We start from the raw sequence: 15,879 nt of genomic DNA, 5'->3' as shown, positions 1-15,879 counted from the left end.
ACACCAGCAAAAAGAGTTAATCCGCTAGTGTGAAAGGAATTTGATAACACTTCAATAACAGGCATAAAAAAACCGCCGGGGAGCCCGGCGGCGGGGGGTGCCTGTGGTCATGAGACCCATACTTCAGTTGGCTACAACTTAACTGCTCTTGTTGCCGCCATGGCTATTTTTGCCCCCTTTTTTGCCAGCTTCGGATGCGCGTTGAGGATCATTCTTGAAGTTCCCCCCGCTTTGCTGGCCACCTTTACGTCCTGCTTCTGATGCTCTTTCACGGTCTTCTGCAAAATTACCTGACCCACCACGATGGTTTGCCATGTCGGACCTCCAGAGTTATAAAACATAAGACTTAATACTGCTTTCAGTGAAGGCTATTCTTTCACCTGGCGACGCTAAAAAAGTCTCTTTATCTGCGCCACGTGAACCTAAGCTTAGTGGAGTATGCGCATTCATCCAGCTAACCGTAATATTCTGCAATATGAAATCAGCCTTTCGTATGACGCTCGCCGAAACGGAACCATAAGCCTTTCTTATCATTCCAGAAATCCTCAATAGCGAAAATGTGTCATTTTGCTACGAAGGAGGAGGAGCCCGGTTTTATGTTGCAAATCAAATAAATGGCGTCCAGATTTGCAGTCTCGCTGTCACGTCATATCTTTAAAAGAGGGCAGCATGCCGCTGCCTTAAAAATCATGCGAGGAGTGAAGCGAAATGACGAGAATTCTGGTGCTCTACTATTCCATGTACGGACACATCGAAACCATGGCTCATGCAGTGGCGGACGGCGCCAGGAAAGTCGAGGGGGTTGAGGTGGTGATTAAACGCGTACCGGAAACCATGCCGGCAGACGCCTTTGCCAAAGCCGGGGGAAAAGCGCAGGATGCCCCTGAGGCATCACCCCAGGAGCTGGGCGATTATGACGCCATCATTTTTGGCACCCCAACGCGCTTCGGCAACATGGCCGGACAGATGCGCACCTTCCTCGACCAGACGGGCGGGCTGTGGGTGAAGAATGCCTTACACGGCAAGATCGCCAGCGTGTTCAGCTCCACCGGCACCGGTGGCGGTCAGGAACAGACCATCACCTCAACCTGGACCACCCTCGCCCATCACGGTATGGTAATTGTGCCGATCGGCTACGGAACACCGGAGCTGTTTGATATTTCTCAGACGCGCGGCGGCACGCCTTATGGGGCGACGACGATTGCCGGTGGCGACGGCTCGCGCCAGCCGTCGGAAGCGGAACTGAACATTGCCCGCTATCAGGGTGAATACGTTGCCGGTCTGGCTGCTAAACTGAAGGGTTAACTCTCAACTGGAGGATCGCTATGCCTACTCAAGAAGCTAAAGCACATCGCGTCGGTGAATTCGCGCGTTTACGTAATACGTCGCCGGAGATCGCCGAGGCGATTTTTGAAGTCGCGAAATATGACGAAATACTGGCCGAGAAAATCTGGGAAGAAGGCAGCGATGAAGTGCTGGTGATCGCCTTCGACAAAACCGACAAAGACTCGCTGTTCTGGGGCGAGCAGACCATTGAGCGCAAAAACGTCTGATTGTTTTCCCCCTCTCCCCGGTGGGGAGAGGGTTACACTTACTTCGCCGCCGTGTTCAACACCGTATTAAATGTCTCTACCGGACAGAATCCATCCGCATCCACCGGACAGCCGTTCAGCTCCAGCGTGACGCGCTGCGCAGGCGCTTTTAAGCTCAGCACCTGGGCATTACGCAGCTGCTCCGTACTCTGATAAACATACTCAATTTTCATCAAATCACGGTTGCCGGTCTTGTCGTGCCAGCGCTGGAAGACGATCTTGCCACCAATCGGCGTGCGTTCGTACTGCCCCGGCAGCTGATAGGGTTTGAAGTCGAGGGCTTTCAGCAGCGAGGCGATGTTGGAGTCATGCCCCACCAGCAGCGTGACCTTCGGCGCTTTCGCCTGGTCGGTGACCAGCGCGTTGTCGATGTACTTGACCAGCGGTTTTGCCACATTGCGCGCCACCTCCGCCGAGGTGAACAGCGAGTCCTGATAACCATTTTTCAGCTGGGACAGCACCCGCCACTGCTGGTCGGTTTTGATCTCGCCCCATGCCACCTGATCCAGCGGGAAGCCTTCGTAATACTGCAGGGTGAACGCATCCACCAGCGAGTTACCCACCTTCAGCGGGCCGGAGACGCCTGGCTCTTTCTGGTACTCGGCGCTGTAAGTGTCTTTCGCCTCGGCCAGGGAGCAGACCTGTTTCTCTTTGCAGGATGGCGAATCTTTATAGTCGGTCATCTGCTCCAGAAGTTTATAGCTTTCCTCAAGCTTCATCCCCTGACGCTCGGTGTTCATCGCCTGCAGGGCTTTCTCGCGGAATTCCGGGGAGTTATCGGTGATCACCGGGTTAAAGGTGGGGTCCATGGTGCCCATCTGTTCCTGATGGTGCACCGGCACATCGCAGCCCGGGAAGGCCCCGGTGATAAAGAACTGCGCGGTTGCCACCGTGCGCTGCAGGCTGTTGGCATAGGCATAGACGCTGTTTGCCGTCGGGCACTCCCCGGCGGTCACTACGCCTTCCTCCGCCAGCCACTCACGCATGTAGTGGCCCATGTAGACCTCCAGCACCCCGCCTTTGGTGGTGAGCTGCCCGCCCGGCACATCCCACTCCGGCCATTTTTCCGGGGTCGACTGCTCCAGCACGCTGCCGTTATTGGCCAGCGGCGCGCGCAGGTTATGACGGCTCATAATCAGAACCTGTTCCAGCTGATACCCTTCCGGCGCGGTTTGCGCCTGGACGCCGCCAGACAAGCCGATGCTGCCCGCTACGGCGACAGCGATTAGTGCTTTTCTCATCCCTAATTCCTCATTCTGTTTTATCGTCGTAAACAGTGTGACAGATTTGTGACGGATTACCTGGAGCCCACCCGCAAAGTGACGGCTTACTTTGTACGCCGGGCCAGAATGGTTTTATAATAAAACTCACTACTGATAAGGAGCCGCCGTGAAACGTACCCGCCTGGAAGAGAGTCCCTGCCCTGTTGCCCGCTCGCTGGATATTATCGGCGACTGGTGGTCACTGCTGATTGTGCGCGATGCCCTGAGCGGGGTGACGCGATTTGGCGAGTTCCAGAAGAGCCTCGGGATTGCGAAAAATATGCTGGCAACCCGGCTGAAACTGCTGGTGGAAGAAGGGATCCTGGTGCTGCAACCCGCCTCTGACGGGAGCGCATGGCAGGAGTATGTTCTGACCGAAAAGGGCCGCGCCCTGCAAACCGTGCTGGTGGCGCTCTCCCAGTGGGGGAATGCGCATCTGTTTGCGGAAGGGGATGTCGGGACGGTGCTGGTGGATGCTCGCGATCGGAAGCCGCTGCAGAAGCTGGCGATGGTGGCGAGTGACGGGCGGGAGCTGGGGCCGGAAGAGGTTGTGCCGAAGTATCCAATGGCCGAGGAATGACAGGGCATCGCCCCTTCACTTTACAGCGTGAAGCAGGTTCGCGATTTAACCGTTTCTGATTTTCCCATCGATACCCGGCTGAGGCTTGCCAAACAGATAGCCTTGCGCGAGATCGCAGCCCAGCGCCTGTAGGTTTTCCAGCTGTTCCTGGGTTTCAACCCCCTCCGCAACCGTCTTCATATTCAGGGACTTCGCCATACCCGTGATGAGTTTGATTATCGTCAGGGCATCTTCCTGGGTTGAGATCGAATGCACGAAGGACTTGTCGATTTTGATTTTATCGAAGGCAAGCTTGCTCAGCCGGGAGAGAGAAGAGTATCCGGTACCAAAATCATCGATGGAGATTCTCACGCCCAGGGCCCGGAGTTTGTTAAGCGTATTTACCGGCGTACTGCTCCCGGCAAAGAGAGAAGATTCCGTCACTTCCAGTTCAAGACGGTCGGCCTGAAGGCCGGTCTCTTTGAGGATGGACAACACTATCCCGGCAAAGGCTTTGCTGCTTAGCTGAACAGGAGAGACATTCACTGAAATTTTTGCCGGAACCGCCCAGGACGCCGCTTCCCTGCAGGCCATTTCCAGCACAGATTTGCCCATCTCATTAATCATGCCTGTTTTTTCAGCCACCGGAATAAAGCTATCCGGCGACAGAAGCCCCTTCAGAGGATGCACCCAACGAATCAGAGCTTCATAGCTGTAAATATCCTGGGTGAACGAATCGACGATCGGCTGATAATAGACCACAAACTCTTTATTCACTAAAGCCATGGCCATATCGTGTTCAAGGGTTCGGCTTTCCAGCAGCTTTTGTAGCATGCGTTGGCGGAAGACTTTTATCTGACCGGAGCCCTCTTTTTTAGCTTCATACAGCGCCAGATCGGCAAATTTATACAGATAGTCGGCGCGGCGTTCAGTCTCTGAAATAACGATACCGACACAGGTGGCGATATTCACAATCGTATTATCAATCGTGTAGGGCTGGTTGATAGCCTCACATATTTTTTGGGCCCGCAGGACAGCGCTGCTCTCGGTCAGGCCAGACGAAAGACAGGCAAACTCATCCCCACCTAAGCGATAAAGCGTTTCTGAAGTCAGACCTATTGACGTCAGACGGTCGGATATCTGGCGTAACAGCATATCGCCGGCATCATGACCCCAGGTATCATTAATCTCTTTAAACCGATCTAAATCAAATAACATCACCGTTACAGCTTTATTATTTCTTTCAGCAATCTCGATGACTTTTTTTAGATTACCCCAGAAAAACTGGCGGTTATTCATTCCGGTAAGGGAGTCGTGATAGACATCATATTCCAGCTGCGCATTCTGGATTTGTAGTTTCTCTTTTGATGTCTGAAGCTCTTCAGCAAGGCTCTTTACCTGAAGATGCGCCTGAAGAATATTTCTGTTCTGATAGAATATCAGCGTACCTAATATGGCACTCAGTATAATCAGCAGAACAGAGGTCGTTGAATAAATATAATACAGCGTTTGAATTTTGAGGTTAGCACTGTTAATCGAGGTAACATCCTTATCCAATGCACTGGATGAAAGATGGCTTAATGGCGCATCAAGCGTGTGCATTGTTTTCAGGTATGTTTCGAGTTCTGAACGGGTCATTTTTTCAAGATGAACATCCAGATATTTAAGTGTCTTTTCGAGGTGGAGAGCCAATTCCTGATGTGCTTTATTGCTCTCAATATAGCGCCCTAAATCACCTTCTTTCGTTAAATCACTCTGGCTGAGCATAATGTCAAGACGCAGGCGGACATCATCGATCGATAGCGTGTCATCGATAGTGTATAGACCCAGCACGGATTCAAATCGGTAATATTCTGATACCAGCTGCGCAGCAGACCATGAATCGGTGTAGTGGGTCAGTTTTTGTAACTCTTGTTGCCTTTCATGCACCAGAAAAGAGATATATCCGGTGGAGATAAAGAGGAAAAAAATGATGCCCGCCAGTATCCTGTTCATGATGCTCTCCTGAACGCCTATTCAATCGTCATTTTGCTGACCTGCCATGCAGATCTTGAATAGTAAATCTGATTGTTCAGTTCAGGTATGCTGTCATAAGGATACACGATGAATAATGGGCCTTTATCACGGATACGCATATATTCTCCGTTAATTTTCAAGGCCAGGATAACGTTGTATTTTTTGAAATCATTGAGAGGGATAATGGTGGTGTAGTCATTAAGCGCGGTGACCTTAACGACAGTCCCCTTCGCCCCGACATAATCCATCAGCTTTTGCACGGGAACACCCGTAAAGGTAGGGCGCCCATCGTACCAGGGAGAAGTGGTCTGGAAACTGACCATGCCCAGTTTCTCAAGGCTGGCGATATCAAAAACGGCTTTTCCGTCTTCATTTGTATTTTGTATATTACCGGACATCGTTAAAAGTACTTTACCGGCAGGTTTGGAAAGCTCACCAGCCCAGGCCTGGGTGGATATCACAAAGCTTAACAACAAGACAATTAACCGCATTCTAGCCTCACCTTTCCGTCGTATGTACAGAAGTATAATTTAGTTATAATGCTATTAATATATGTCACCAGGGCATTATGGATTCAATAAATTCCATTAAAAATTTAATGCATTAAAATCAATGAGTTAGAAACTTTGGCGTTTCCTGAACTGGATTAAGGAAGGTCTGAATTGTTATTTGGGGCAGGTTAAACCCTATTCTGCTTGTACAAAAAACAAGCCAGCGGGTTATTCGATACCAATAAACACACACAAATACAGAGGTTTAATTTGTTTGTGCAGCCCCAGGATAGGGTTGTTTCTACGGTTGGTAGGATCGTTGATTACTGCCATCTATTTTTGATGTCTGCCCCCTCCTCCGTCTAATCACCGCAAGATATCTGACGCGGATCCGTGCATACAGATCGCATCTTCCTGCGCTGGACCCGCGGCTGCACTTTCGCTTCACCAGTTCCGGGTGCATTTCTGCACCAGACGCTCAATTAATCAGTCCAGTGCAGAGATGAATGCGATTCATTGATTGGTCTGTTGCTGTTGTGGTGCAGGCTTAGACCATGCGTCGGTATATTTAATCACCCCATCCAGGTAATACCATTCGATACTGTTATAGCGCAATCCTATGGTTTCAATCATATTGTGGCTGTTGGATCCCGGTATATAGGTGTGATTGGCATTGACAGATACAATCACAACGCCTTCCATTGTGACCCGGTAGATTTCCCGCTCAATGCCTGCCTCGTTGGTTTCATAATATTTCATCTCGGCTTTTTTTAGCCGCCGACCTTCACAAATACAATTGGCGAGAAAGGGGGATAATTTATTCACCTGCTTATGGATAACATAGGGTGCGTGCTGCCGCGTTCCGCCCATTCGTCCGGTGTGAGGATCAACCGGCTGACTGAGGCCGTAGCTGCTGCTCATCACCTCGACCGCGCCTTCGCGACCCAGCGCCAGGCTTCCACCGTTTAATAACATTCCGTTTTCATCATAAAGAAATAAATAGGCAGGTAATGACATGGTTAGTATCTCCGTAAGTCGATAACAGTATCTTCATTATCAATAATTAAAGCGTATTTATAGTTCTTATCGTTAAGTGTATAGCTCACCGCATAACGCACCCCTTTTTCTAAATTAACCTTAAAACAAGTGTCAGGATAGGTCAGGTGAACGAAATCATTAACCAGAATACGTTTATATTTCTTGCCGTTAATGGATAATCCATAACGGCTTAACACCTCATTTTTATCAATAGTGAAGCAGACTCGATTGCCGTCTATATAGATTGCTCGATTTACCCCTAATTCCTCACCTTCGTATCCTCTGCGTGGGCATCCCGTCAATAGAACTAGCATCATGAACAATATGATTTGTTTCATCCAGGAAAATCCCCTAATACCTTTTCGTATTGGCGCAATAATCTTAATGTAGGTTTAGATGGATCATAATCCTTGTATTTATAAAGGTGGCTATTTCCCCAAAACCCATAGTGTTTTAATAACCAGTAGTCGCTGACGATAGAAGCCTGCTGCTCCATACCGTACTCATTCAGGTTTGCTTTATCCAGACTATAATTATAATCCGCCATCCACGAAAACGCGCCACGAGTGCGCACCCACATTCCGCGCTGATGCTGCCAGACGTGCATCATTTCATGTAAGAAAACATGTTGGGCGCCCGGAGTATCTTCCTTTCCAGGCATAGAAAAATCATCCTCATATGTTCCGGCCCGAAACCACATTTCGCCATTAGGCGCCATTGCCTGCCCAGGATTCTGCAGATTGAAAGGGAGGTAACTATCACGATGGACCCAGACTTTATGGTAATAAATACTGTAACCGTAAAGCGTGCTGGCTAAATTTATTTCGCCGAGCCTTAATCGTCTTAATCCCCCCTCTTCAGTAGGTGGCCATTTAACAGAATTAAGGTAATACATCTCTTAATGCCTCTGAGTGTTAGACTGAAGAAAAACCCTATATAACTTCATTCTAAACATCCGGGATATCCCCTGCGTAAAAGCAAAAATCAGAGTTAATTCAGATAAGTTATCCATATCATATATTTTCATATACGCTTTATATTTATTATCACGCTTCATTATGATTTGCCGCATATGATGTTATCCGCTCAACAAGGAAAATAAGCCATGCCCACCCCACCGCTCGAAACCGAACGCTTACTGCTGAAACCTCTCACCCTCGAAGATGCCCCCCAGATCCAGCGCATCTTCCCCCGCTGGGAAATTGTCCGTTACCTGGTCGCCAGCGTCCCCTGGCCCTATCCCGATAACGGGGCGCAGCACTATGTTGAAAACGTGGCGTTGCCAGCAAGCAAAGAAGGTAAAGGTTGGTTCTGGACGCTACGCCGGAAAGCAGAGCCGCAGGAGGTCATCGGCGTTATTTGCCTGATGGATACGCCGGACAATAACCGCGGCTTCTGGCTGGTCCCGGAATATGAGGGTCAGGGATACATGACCGAAGCCTGCCAGGCAGTAACCCGCTTCTGGTTTACCGACCTGGATCGCGAGGTGTTGCGCGCCCCGAAAGCCGCCATTAATAGCCGGTCCAGAAGCTTATCCGAGCGCAGCGGCATGCGGTTAGTGCGTGTAGAAAAAGGGCAATACGTTGCCGGTGAGCTGGACACGGAGTTGTGGGAAATCACCCGAGAGGAGTGGCAACGCATCGCCTCACAATCATAACCCCTCCTCCGACAGCAACCGGCCCTGGCTGAAGCTCCAGTCATCGGCGGTATTGAAGCGGATCATCACCATCACATCATTCGGGTGAATATCCAGCACCGCTTGCAGTCGTTTGCAGAGCAGGCGGCAGAAGTTTCGCTTCTGCTCACACGAGCGCGGCTTGCCCGCCAGAATATGAAACTGGATAAAGTTATCGCTGCGCCCTCTGCTTTTGTAGTGGGGATCAAACACGCGTAGCCTGGGCGGAAGCTCCTCAAAAATCTGAAAGCGATCCCCGGGCGGGACGGCAAACTCTGCCTCCAGACTGTGCTGCAGAATGTCCGAGATCTGCGTTATCTGCGCATCGCTGTAACCTGGTCGCAGGGAGATACGGGTGAAAGGCATCGGCGTTACTCCTCGTCCAGACAGCCAAGCGCTGACACCGCCGCAGGCCAGCCGGCGTAGAACGCCAGATGGGTGAAGGCTTCGGCGATCTCCTCTCTGCTCAGGCCGTTTTGCTGCGCGAAGTCGATATGCCAGGGCAGCTGCTGCACCCGCCCTAACGCCGTCAGAGCACCGAGAGTGATCAAGCTGCGATCGCGTCGGGAAAGCCCGTCACGTTGCCAGATATCATTGAACAGGAGCTCTCTGCTCAGCTCGGCCAACTTTGGCGCGACGCGGGACAGGGTTTCAGCCGTGAGTGATTTCGCCATGGTGTTCTCTCCGTATTGACAGTCAGGCGATTCTGGCGCGATATATTCATCCTGAAAATCAAATAATCCGTGACCTACCATCCCGTATTTCAGGACGATAATGAACAAACTTCCCCTAACCCTCGACCTTGATGCTCTGCGCACTTTTGCTACTGGCATGGAGTGCGGCAGCTTTGCCCAGGCTGCTCTCCGCCTGTGCCGCTCCACCTCGGCGGTCAGCGCTCAGCTGAAAAAGCTGGAACAGCAGTGCGGAACGGAGCTAGTGATGAAGAGGGGTCGCGGCCTGACGCTGACCCGCGACGGCGAGATCGTTATGGGCTATGCCCGTCGGATGCTGGCCCTGAATGATGAGATGCAGAGCGTCATTAAAGGCGAACAGCTGCAGGAGGAGATCCGCATCGGCATGCAGGAGGATTTTGGCGAGTCGCTGATGCCAGGCATCCTGGGAGAGTTCAAACGCTATCATCCCGGGGTACGGATCATCGCCCGGGTGGATCGCAACCAGCCCCTGCTGAATGCCTTCGATGATGACGCCCTCGATATGGTGCTGTTGTGGCAGGATTCGCACGCCCAGCGCCAGGGTCGGACGATCGGCCAGAGCCAGATGGCGTGGATCCAGCCCCCGGACCTGGACATCAGCGCCCTGCTGGCCGGGGGCGAGCCCCTGCCGCTGGTGATGTTTGATCACCCTTGCCTGATGCGGTCCCATGCCATCGACTGCCTGAACCGGACGGGCATCCCCTGGCGGGTGGTATTTGTCAGCCACAGCCTGAGCGGGATCTGGGCCGCGGTACAGGCGGGGCTTGGCGTCACGCTGCGCACCCGGATCGGGATGCCGGGCAATCTGCGGGTGGCGGGAAAGGTTCTGCCCACGCCGGGAAGCCTGGGGATCACCCTGCAACATAAGGAGGGGACCAAAGCCCGGACATTGCTGGAGCAGCTGATGGCGGAGGCGCTGCTCAGGGTGACCTGATGTGGCGGATCCTCACCACAGGTTGTCAGTTTTGCGCCAGTACCCTGCCCCCTTTTTCGCCAGGATAACAACACAACATCACCTGGAGAAAAACCATGCTGCCTAATCCCTCGCAGAAGTACGCCGCCTTTGCCCCGATTGCTTTACCCGACCGCCAGTGGCCGGACAAGATCCTGACCCAGGCCCCGCGCTGGCTCTCTACCGACCTGCGCGATGGCAACCAGGCCCTGGCCGAGCCGATGGATATCCCGCGCAAGCTGCGCTTCTGGGATCAACTGCTGAAGTGCGGATTTAAGGAGATTGAGGTCGCATTTCCCTCCGCCTCAGAGACGGATTTTCAGTTTGTCCGTCAGCTGATTGAAGAGCAGCGCATCCCGGATGACATTACAATTCAGGTGCTGACCCAGGCGCGCAGCGATCTGATTGAGCGCACCTTTGCCTCGCTGGAGGGGGCTAAACGCGCCACGGTGCATCTCTATAACGCCACCGCGCCGCTGTTCCGCCAGCTGGTTTTTCGCCAGAGCAAAGAAGAAATTATCCAGCTCGCCGTCAGCGCCACGCGCCAGATCCGCGCCCTGTGCGAAGCCAACCCGCAGACGCACTGGAACTACGAATACTCCCCGGAGACCTTCTGCTTTACCGAACCGGAATTTGCCCTGCAAATCTGTGAGGCGGTGGCGGATGTCTGGGAGCCCTCTTCCGCACGGCCGATGATTGTTAACCTGCCCGCCACGGTCGAGGTCAACACCCCCAATGTCTATGCCGATCAGATTGAGTACTTCTGCCGTCACTTCTCCCGCCGACGTGAGGTCTGCATCAGCGTGCATCCTCATAACGATCGCGGCAGCGGCGTCGCCAGTGCCGAGCTGGCCCTGCTTGCCGGAGCCGACCGGGTGGAAGGTTGCTTGTTTGGTAACGGGGAGCGCACCGGGAACGTCTGCCTGGTGACGCTGGCGATGAACCTCTATAGCCAGGGGGTTTCGCCCCAGCTCGATTTCAGCGACATGAAGCAGGTGGTGGAGCTGGTGGAGCAGTGCAACCAGCTGCCGGTGCATCCGCGCCATCCTTACGCCGGCAAGCTGGCGTTTACCGCCTTCTCCGGCTCGCATCAGGACGCGATCAAGAAAGGTTTTCACGCCCGGGAACAGTCAGCCTCCCCGCGGTGGGAGATGCCCTATCTGCCGGTCGACCCGAACGATATCGGCTGCAGCTATGAGGCGGTGATCCGCGTCAACAGCCAGTCCGGCAAAAGCGGCGCGGCCTGGATGCTGGAGCAAAATCATGGTCTGGTACTGCCCCGGGCATTGCAGCAGGACTTCAGCCGCCACGTCCAGGCGCACACTGACCGGGAAGGGAGCGAGATGACGCTGAGTGCGTTGTGGCAGCTCTATCGCGAGCTGTATGGCCCGCATCAGCTCGCCCCGCGCCAGCTGCTGGACTACCGGACCGAAAGCCAGGCGGACGGTGGGCTGGCCCTGTGGGCCCGTGTGCAGACCGCCGACGGGATTGTGACCTTAGAGGGGAAAGGCAACGGGCTGCTCTCGGCCGCCGCCGGTGCGATAAAGCGCTGCTTTAACCTGACGTTTGCGATCGAGGATTATCACGAGCATACGCTCGGCAGATGCAGCGAAAGCCGGTCCGCGGCCTATATCCGCTGCAGCTTTAAGCAGGGCATAAGCCGCTGGGGAACCGGCATCGACAACGATGTTTCCCGGGCGTCGCTTCAGGCGCTGTTGAACGCGTTGCCGGAGAGCGATTCGGGCTGGAAGTAGTCGCTCGGGGCCACGCCGAGGGTGCGGCGGAACATGGCGCTGAAGGCGCTGTGACTCTCATAGCCGAGGTCCAGCGCCACCCGGAGCACGGACTGTCCCTGGGCGAGGCGGTTAAGTGCCTCCATCAGCCGCGCCCGGCGCAGCCATTCGCTGAACGCCAGCCCGGTCTGCTGGCGAAAGTGCCGCAGCAGGGTACGCTCGCTGATGTTGAGCTGGCTGGCGGCCAGCGCCGTGGTCCAGCGGGTGCCCGGCTCGGCCTGAATCTGACGGCACAGTGCCAGCAACGCAGGCGCCTCGGGTTCGGGCAGATTGAACGGCAACACGCTTATCCCGCGAATTTCATCGAGTATCAGCTCATAAATACGCTCCGCCCGGCTGCCCGCCGCATAGCGTTCCGGCAACTGCAGCGAGGCGATGATCAGCTCGCGCAGCAGGGTGGAAATCTGTACCACCTGGCAAACCGACGGTAAATCCGCCCGGGCAAAGGGATCGATAAACAGCGTCCGGGCCGCCACGTTGCCGGTGATCAGCAGGCGATGCTGCGTCCCGGCGGGCAGCCAGACCCCCCGCCCCGGCGGCACAATCCAGAACCCCTGCACCGTCTCCACGCGCACCACCCCGCTGAGGGTATGCAGAAGCTGGGCACAGATGTGGCTATGCCAGGGCTCCGTTTCGCCATGGGTGTAATCATGGGCAAAGGGCACCAGCGGGCGGGTGGCAAAGCTGAACTGCTGTTGGGTTGTCATAGGTTATTTATTTTTCGTATTCTGCGAGATGATAAAATCTAAAAAACTTCCGCGGCGTCTCTGGCGGAAGAAATATCTTTGACGAAATCGCCACATAATTATCGTTGATCATAGGGATAAAAATAAAACCCTCTTACTGAGTTATTACGCCCTGTCCAATCCTATCTTATCAGTGCCTTTGGCAGAAGCCGCTGTTTTTGGGGTATGACATAAAAAGCAAAAAAGCAAAAATATATCCAAAAGAAGAATAGTCTGAATTATACCTCCCGGAAATGTGTGTCACGTCACAGTGGCTATTATTTATATTCAATAACTAAGGAGGCCGGGATGACATCAGGAAACAACACTTCAAAACACTACCCATGTCCACCGTTTGTGGAGCAGCCACAACAAATGCCTGGACTGGCATCAGAAATGAAGCCAATCCCCGATCATGGCGAGACGAGTTATATTGGTTCAGGCAAACTTGCAGGTAAAAAAGCCCTTATTACCGGCGGCGACTCCGGAATTGGACGTGCAGTAGCGATCGCTTACGCCCGTGAAGGTGCCGATGTGGCCATTGGTTATTTGCCCGAAGAAGAGTCTGATGCTGCGGCCGTTATCGCGCTTATTCAGGCGGAAGGACGTAAAGCTGTCGCCATCCCGGGTGATATTCGGGTGGAATCGTTTTGCGATACCCTGGTTGAACGGGCGGTGAGTGAACTGGGCGGCCTCGATATTCTGGTTAACAATGCCGGGAGACAGCAGTATTGCGAGTCCATTGAGGAGCTCACGACCGCGGCTTTCGACGCGACCTTTAAAACCAACGTCTATGCCCCCTTCTGGATTACGCGTGCCGCGCTGCGCCACCTCTCTGAAGGCGCGGCCATCATTAACACCTCCTCGGTTCAAGCCTTTAAACCCAGCGAAATCTTGCTGGATTATGCCCAGACCAAAGCCTGCAACGTGGCCTTCACCAAATCCCTTGCCAAACAGCTTGGCCCAAAAGGTATTCGGGTAAACGCGGTGGCTCCGGGCCCATACTGGACACCACTGCAGTCCAGCGGCGGTCAGCCTCAGGAAAAAGTGCAACAGTTTGGTGCAGATACCCCGCTGGGCAGACCCGGTCAGCCGGTTGAGATCGCCCCCCTGTATGTTCTGCTGGCGTCTGACAGCAGCTCTTATGCCTCCGGTCAGGTCTGGTGCTCAGACGGTGGTACCGGCGTCGCCTAAGGGTTTATTAAATCTGGCGCGCCTGATGAAGAGTAAGGAATATTATAAAATCCGTTATCTTAAGCGGTAACGGATTTTTAATGAGCGCAGTACACTCCTGAAATATTATTGCAGGCGGAAAGCCTGTGCGGGAAATTTGTGTTTCAAGCGTCATCGCTGCCGTTACGCTTATTTCTTTGAAGCAAAACGTGCCCGGAGCAAAATTATCAACTATCCTAAGATCATTGAATAGATGTCTATATTCACTTTTCAGCTGTTTTATTTTCTTTAACTTTTAGCGATCGCCTCGTTATAAGGTGTATAGATCGGTCCTGAAAGCGGTTCAATGTTGAAGATGGATAGGTTTCCTGTTTTTTCAATCAGTTCCTGGTACTGAACGCAAACAACAGACCTGCGTTCCGGCGTAAGATTATTTAAAGGACAACAGCTATGACTCACATTCACGATCATTCCACGGTTAACACGCAGTATCCTGATCCGCGTCTGCCTGAAACCGTCGCGAGCAGCACCACCAGTGCCGTATCATGGGGCGCCATCTTTGCGGGCGCGGCGGCAGCGGCATCCTTGTCGTTAATTCTGCTAATGCTGGGCGCCGGATTAGGCCTGACGTCCGTATCGCCCTGGGAAAATGACGGACTTGAAGCCGGTACGGTAGGTATTGCGGCGATAGGCTGGCTGACGTTCACGCAAATCGTGGCGTCAGGTATGGGGGGCTATCTGGCCGGACGCCTGCGTACCAAATGGGTTGGTACCCATACCAATGAAGTTTACTTCCGCGATACCGCCCACGGGTTTTTATCCTGGGCTGTTGCTGCCCTGGTCTCGGCAATGTTGTTAACCTCCACCGTCAGTTCCATTGTGGGTGGAAGTGCTAAAGTGGTGGGTTCCGTTGCAGGCGGCGCTGCCGCAGCGACGGTAGGTGGCGCAGCGGGTATGGCTAACGCCTCCTCTGAAGGTTCAGGTTCGCCAATGGACTACTTCGTTAATTCGATGTTCCGTCCAGGTACACCTGCTGCCGCACCAGCTACCCCAGCATCGCCAGATGCGCCAGCAGCAGCGCCCGCTGCCCCGGCACCTCAGCAGGATCTCACTCCAGCACAGTTGAATGAAGTTACCGGTATTTTCACCAACAGCATCACCACCGGTCAGTTACCGCCGGAAGATCGTCAGTATGTCGCGCAGCTGATTGCTCAACGTACGGGTATCAGCCAGCAAGAGGCTGAACAACGCGTACAAACCACCTATGACAAAGCTCAGGCTAAATTAAAAGAAACGAAAGAGAAAGCTCAGCAAGTGGCTGATACTGCACGTAAAACCACAAGCTATCTTATGCTCTGGACATTCATCTCTCTGCTGGCCGGTGCTTTCGTAGCCAGCCTGTGTGCGACCTTCGGTGGCCGTCAACGCGATCTTTAATACTTACTATTCCAGGAGGTTTATATGCGCTCATTACTGCTGTTCTTTTTAGGCGTCCCGATCCCAATCATTATCCTGATTGCGCTGTTCTGGCACTAACCGGTATCTGACAGGATACATTCAGTCAAAACATAAATGCCCGAAAGGGCATTTATGTTTTTTGGCATAACAGTCAGTGATACAGTGGCTTGCAGACATATCAGAGGATTATCAGAAATGACGATTGTATTTGTTCCTGCCCTGATCGCCGTGCTGGTGGCTAAAGAGCGCGAAATGGGACATGAGTTGACCCAGGAAGAGGTTGAATTGATTCGCGACAGCGCCACGGCCATTGAGCTACCTGAAGAGATTGCTGAAGATATGGCCAAAGAGCGTGGCTACCCTGACATAGATCCGGAGAATGTCTGGAGCGAGTGGCTGGCGTACAAAGCAACGCGCTCGGCATAACAGTAA

At 53.2% G+C, this 15,879-nt stretch carries 19 protein-coding genes; 9 read left to right on the top strand and 10 right to left on the bottom strand.

The window, feature by feature from the left end; translation table 11 throughout:
- Positions 1-138: 138 nt before the first annotated feature.
- On the bottom strand, positions 139-315 hold the full coding sequence (locus tag SOM40_RS08075) for a con-10 family general stress protein (protein WP_032617468.1): 177 nt from the start codon (positions 313-315) through the stop codon (positions 139-141).
- A gap of 393 nt (positions 316-708) precedes the next feature.
- Between SOM40_RS08075 and wrbA the strand changes: the two genes are divergently transcribed.
- Both wrbA and SOM40_RS08065 read left to right on the top strand, forming a co-directional pair.
- Positions 709-1,305 carry an NAD(P)H:quinone oxidoreductase gene (gene wrbA / locus SOM40_RS08070; RefSeq protein WP_166182086.1) on the top strand — a complete coding sequence of 199 codons (597 nt, stop codon included), beginning with the start codon at positions 709-711 and terminating at the stop codon, positions 1,303-1,305.
- Positions 1,306-1,325: 20 nt separating this feature from the next.
- A complete protein-coding gene (locus SOM40_RS08065) occupies positions 1,326-1,553 on the top strand; it encodes a YccJ family protein (protein ID WP_106992661.1) in 228 nt (75 codons plus the stop codon).
- Between the two features lie 38 nt (positions 1,554-1,591).
- On the opposite strand, the gene agp is transcribed toward SOM40_RS08065, so the two are convergent.
- A complete protein-coding gene (gene agp, locus SOM40_RS08060) occupies positions 1,592-2,833 on the bottom strand; it encodes a bifunctional glucose-1-phosphatase/inositol phosphatase (protein WP_312079185.1) in 1,242 nt (413 codons plus the stop codon).
- 148 nt (positions 2,834-2,981) lie between these two features.
- On the opposite strand from agp, the gene SOM40_RS08055 reads away from it, so the two are divergent.
- Positions 2,982-3,434 (top strand): winged helix-turn-helix transcriptional regulator, encoded by a 453-nt coding sequence (locus tag SOM40_RS08055; protein ID WP_320457080.1) that lies wholly within the window; start codon positions 2,982-2,984, stop codon positions 3,432-3,434.
- Between the two features lie 45 nt (positions 3,435-3,479).
- Here the strand turns inward: SOM40_RS08055 and SOM40_RS08050 are convergent, their stop codons facing one another.
- The 5 genes from SOM40_RS08050 to SOM40_RS08030 form a co-directional block, all read right to left on the bottom strand.
- The gene (locus SOM40_RS08050; protein ID WP_320457081.1) at positions 3,480-5,408 is read right to left on the bottom strand and encodes a putative bifunctional diguanylate cyclase/phosphodiesterase; all 1,929 of its coding nucleotides are present in this window, start codon (positions 5,406-5,408) and stop codon (positions 3,480-3,482) included.
- Between the two features lie 17 nt (positions 5,409-5,425).
- On the bottom strand, positions 5,426-5,920 hold the full coding sequence (locus SOM40_RS08045; RefSeq protein ID WP_106992658.1) for a putative pterin-binding protein: 495 nt from the start codon (positions 5,918-5,920) through the stop codon (positions 5,426-5,428).
- A 513-nt stretch (positions 5,921-6,433) separates the two neighbouring features.
- Positions 6,434-6,937 (bottom strand): Hcp family type VI secretion system effector, encoded by a 504-nt coding sequence (locus SOM40_RS08040; RefSeq protein WP_106992657.1) that lies wholly within the window; start codon positions 6,935-6,937, stop codon positions 6,434-6,436.
- Positions 6,938-6,939: 2 nt separating this feature from the next.
- Positions 6,940-7,296 (bottom strand): putative T6SS immunity periplasmic lipoprotein, encoded by a 357-nt coding sequence (locus SOM40_RS08035; RefSeq protein WP_320457082.1) that lies wholly within the window; start codon positions 7,294-7,296, stop codon positions 6,940-6,942.
- Complete coding sequence (locus SOM40_RS08030; RefSeq protein ID WP_320457083.1) at positions 7,293-7,853, bottom strand: type IV secretion protein Rhs; 561 nt, start codon at positions 7,851-7,853, stop codon at positions 7,293-7,295. Before SOM40_RS08030 ends, SOM40_RS08035 begins: the two co-directional genes overlap by 4 nt.
- Positions 7,854-8,063: 210 nt before the next feature.
- On the opposite strand from SOM40_RS08030, the gene SOM40_RS08025 reads away from it, so the two are divergent.
- On the top strand, positions 8,064-8,615 hold the full coding sequence (locus SOM40_RS08025; protein ID WP_320457084.1) for a GNAT family N-acetyltransferase: 552 nt from the start codon (positions 8,064-8,066) through the stop codon (positions 8,613-8,615).
- Here the strand turns inward: SOM40_RS08025 and SOM40_RS08020 are convergent.
- A complete protein-coding gene (locus SOM40_RS08020) occupies positions 8,610-8,999 on the bottom strand; it encodes a tautomerase family protein (RefSeq protein WP_312191187.1) in 390 nt (129 codons plus the stop codon). The two genes, SOM40_RS08025 and SOM40_RS08020, sit on opposite strands and share 6 nt — an antisense overlap.
- 5 nt (positions 9,000-9,004) lie before the next feature.
- Positions 9,005-9,307 (bottom strand): carboxymuconolactone decarboxylase family protein, encoded by a 303-nt coding sequence (locus tag SOM40_RS08015; protein WP_166182077.1) that lies wholly within the window; start codon positions 9,305-9,307, stop codon positions 9,005-9,007.
- Positions 9,308-9,407: 100 nt separating this feature from the next.
- Between SOM40_RS08015 and SOM40_RS08010 the strand changes: the two genes are divergently transcribed.
- Both SOM40_RS08010 and leuA read left to right on the top strand, forming a co-directional pair.
- Positions 9,408-10,280 (top strand): LysR substrate-binding domain-containing protein, encoded by an 873-nt coding sequence (locus SOM40_RS08010; protein ID WP_320457085.1) that lies wholly within the window; start codon positions 9,408-9,410, stop codon positions 10,278-10,280.
- 95 nt (positions 10,281-10,375) lie between these two features.
- A complete protein-coding gene (gene leuA, locus SOM40_RS08005) occupies positions 10,376-12,052 on the top strand; it encodes a 2-isopropylmalate synthase (protein WP_320457086.1) in 1,677 nt (558 codons plus the stop codon).
- Here the strand turns inward: leuA and SOM40_RS08000 are convergent.
- On the bottom strand, positions 12,004-12,798 hold the full coding sequence (locus tag SOM40_RS08000) for an AraC family transcriptional regulator (RefSeq protein WP_106992653.1): 795 nt from the start codon (positions 12,796-12,798) through the stop codon (positions 12,004-12,006). The genes leuA and SOM40_RS08000 overlap by 49 nt on opposite strands.
- 327 nt (positions 12,799-13,125) lie before the next feature.
- On the opposite strand from SOM40_RS08000, the gene SOM40_RS07995 reads away from it, so the two are divergent.
- From SOM40_RS07995 to SOM40_RS07985, 3 genes are all read left to right on the top strand, one after another.
- A complete protein-coding gene (locus tag SOM40_RS07995; RefSeq protein WP_166182073.1) occupies positions 13,126-14,010 on the top strand; it encodes an SDR family oxidoreductase in 885 nt (294 codons plus the stop codon).
- Positions 14,011-14,439: 429 nt separating this feature from the next.
- Positions 14,440-15,426, top strand: coding sequence for a hypothetical protein (locus tag SOM40_RS07990; RefSeq protein WP_320457087.1), 987 nt, complete (start codon positions 14,440-14,442; stop codon positions 15,424-15,426).
- Between the two features lie 216 nt (positions 15,427-15,642).
- Positions 15,643-15,873 carry a hypothetical protein gene (locus tag SOM40_RS07985; RefSeq protein WP_225759110.1) on the top strand — a complete coding sequence of 77 codons (231 nt, stop codon included), beginning with the start codon at positions 15,643-15,645 and terminating at the stop codon, positions 15,871-15,873.
- The last annotated feature ends 6 nt before the right edge of the window (positions 15,874-15,879 follow it).

The sequence above is a fragment of the Leclercia sp. CFBP8987 genome (assembly GCF_034044995.2).
GTDB lineage: Bacteria > Pseudomonadota > Gammaproteobacteria > Enterobacterales > Enterobacteriaceae > Enterobacter > Enterobacter tamurae.
Note: the sequence above shows the minus strand (reverse complement) of the source record. Positions and strands in the feature narration are given on the sequence as shown.

What these genes read in the sequence shown, in the direction of transcription:
- SOM40_RS08075 (WP_032617468.1), bottom strand. Translation starts at nt 315, where the DNA reads ATGGCAAACCATCGTGGTGGGTCAGGTAATTTTGCAGAAGACCGTGAA.
- wrbA (WP_166182086.1), top strand. Translation starts at nt 709, where the DNA reads ATGACGAGAATTCTGGTGCTCTACTATTCCATGTACGGACACATCGAA.
- SOM40_RS08065 (WP_106992661.1), top strand. Translation starts at nt 1,326, where the DNA reads ATGCCTACTCAAGAAGCTAAAGCACATCGCGTCGGTGAATTCGCGCGT.
- agp (WP_312079185.1), bottom strand. Translation starts at nt 2,833, where the DNA reads ATGAGAAAAGCACTAATCGCTGTCGCCGTAGCGGGCAGCATCGGCTTG.
- SOM40_RS08050 (WP_320457081.1), bottom strand. Translation starts at nt 5,408, where the DNA reads ATGAACAGGATACTGGCGGGCATCATTTTTTTCCTCTTTATCTCCACC.
- SOM40_RS08045 (WP_106992658.1), bottom strand. Translation starts at nt 5,920, where the DNA reads ATGCGGTTAATTGTCTTGTTGTTAAGCTTTGTGATATCCACCCAGGCC.
- SOM40_RS08040 (WP_106992657.1), bottom strand. Translation starts at nt 6,937, where the DNA reads ATGTCATTACCTGCCTATTTATTTCTTTATGATGAAAACGGAATGTTA.
- SOM40_RS08035 (WP_320457082.1), bottom strand. Translation starts at nt 7,296, where the DNA reads ATGAAACAAATCATATTGTTCATGATGCTAGTTCTATTGACGGGATGC.
- SOM40_RS08030 (WP_320457083.1), bottom strand. Translation starts at nt 7,853, where the DNA reads ATGTATTACCTTAATTCTGTTAAATGGCCACCTACTGAAGAGGGGGGA.
- SOM40_RS08025 (WP_320457084.1), top strand. Translation starts at nt 8,064, where the DNA reads ATGCCCACCCCACCGCTCGAAACCGAACGCTTACTGCTGAAACCTCTC.
- SOM40_RS08020 (WP_312191187.1), bottom strand. Translation starts at nt 8,999, where the DNA reads ATGCCTTTCACCCGTATCTCCCTGCGACCAGGTTACAGCGATGCGCAG.
- SOM40_RS08015 (WP_166182077.1), bottom strand. Translation starts at nt 9,307, where the DNA reads ATGGCGAAATCACTCACGGCTGAAACCCTGTCCCGCGTCGCGCCAAAG.
- SOM40_RS08010 (WP_320457085.1), top strand. Translation starts at nt 9,408, where the DNA reads ATGAACAAACTTCCCCTAACCCTCGACCTTGATGCTCTGCGCACTTTT.
- leuA (WP_320457086.1), top strand. Translation starts at nt 10,376, where the DNA reads ATGCTGCCTAATCCCTCGCAGAAGTACGCCGCCTTTGCCCCGATTGCT.
- SOM40_RS08000 (WP_106992653.1), bottom strand. Translation starts at nt 12,798, where the DNA reads ATGACAACCCAACAGCAGTTCAGCTTTGCCACCCGCCCGCTGGTGCCC.
- SOM40_RS07995 (WP_166182073.1), top strand. Translation starts at nt 13,126, where the DNA reads ATGACATCAGGAAACAACACTTCAAAACACTACCCATGTCCACCGTTT.
- SOM40_RS07990 (WP_320457087.1), top strand. Translation starts at nt 14,440, where the DNA reads ATGACTCACATTCACGATCATTCCACGGTTAACACGCAGTATCCTGAT.
- SOM40_RS07985 (WP_225759110.1), top strand. Translation starts at nt 15,643, where the DNA reads ATGACGATTGTATTTGTTCCTGCCCTGATCGCCGTGCTGGTGGCTAAA.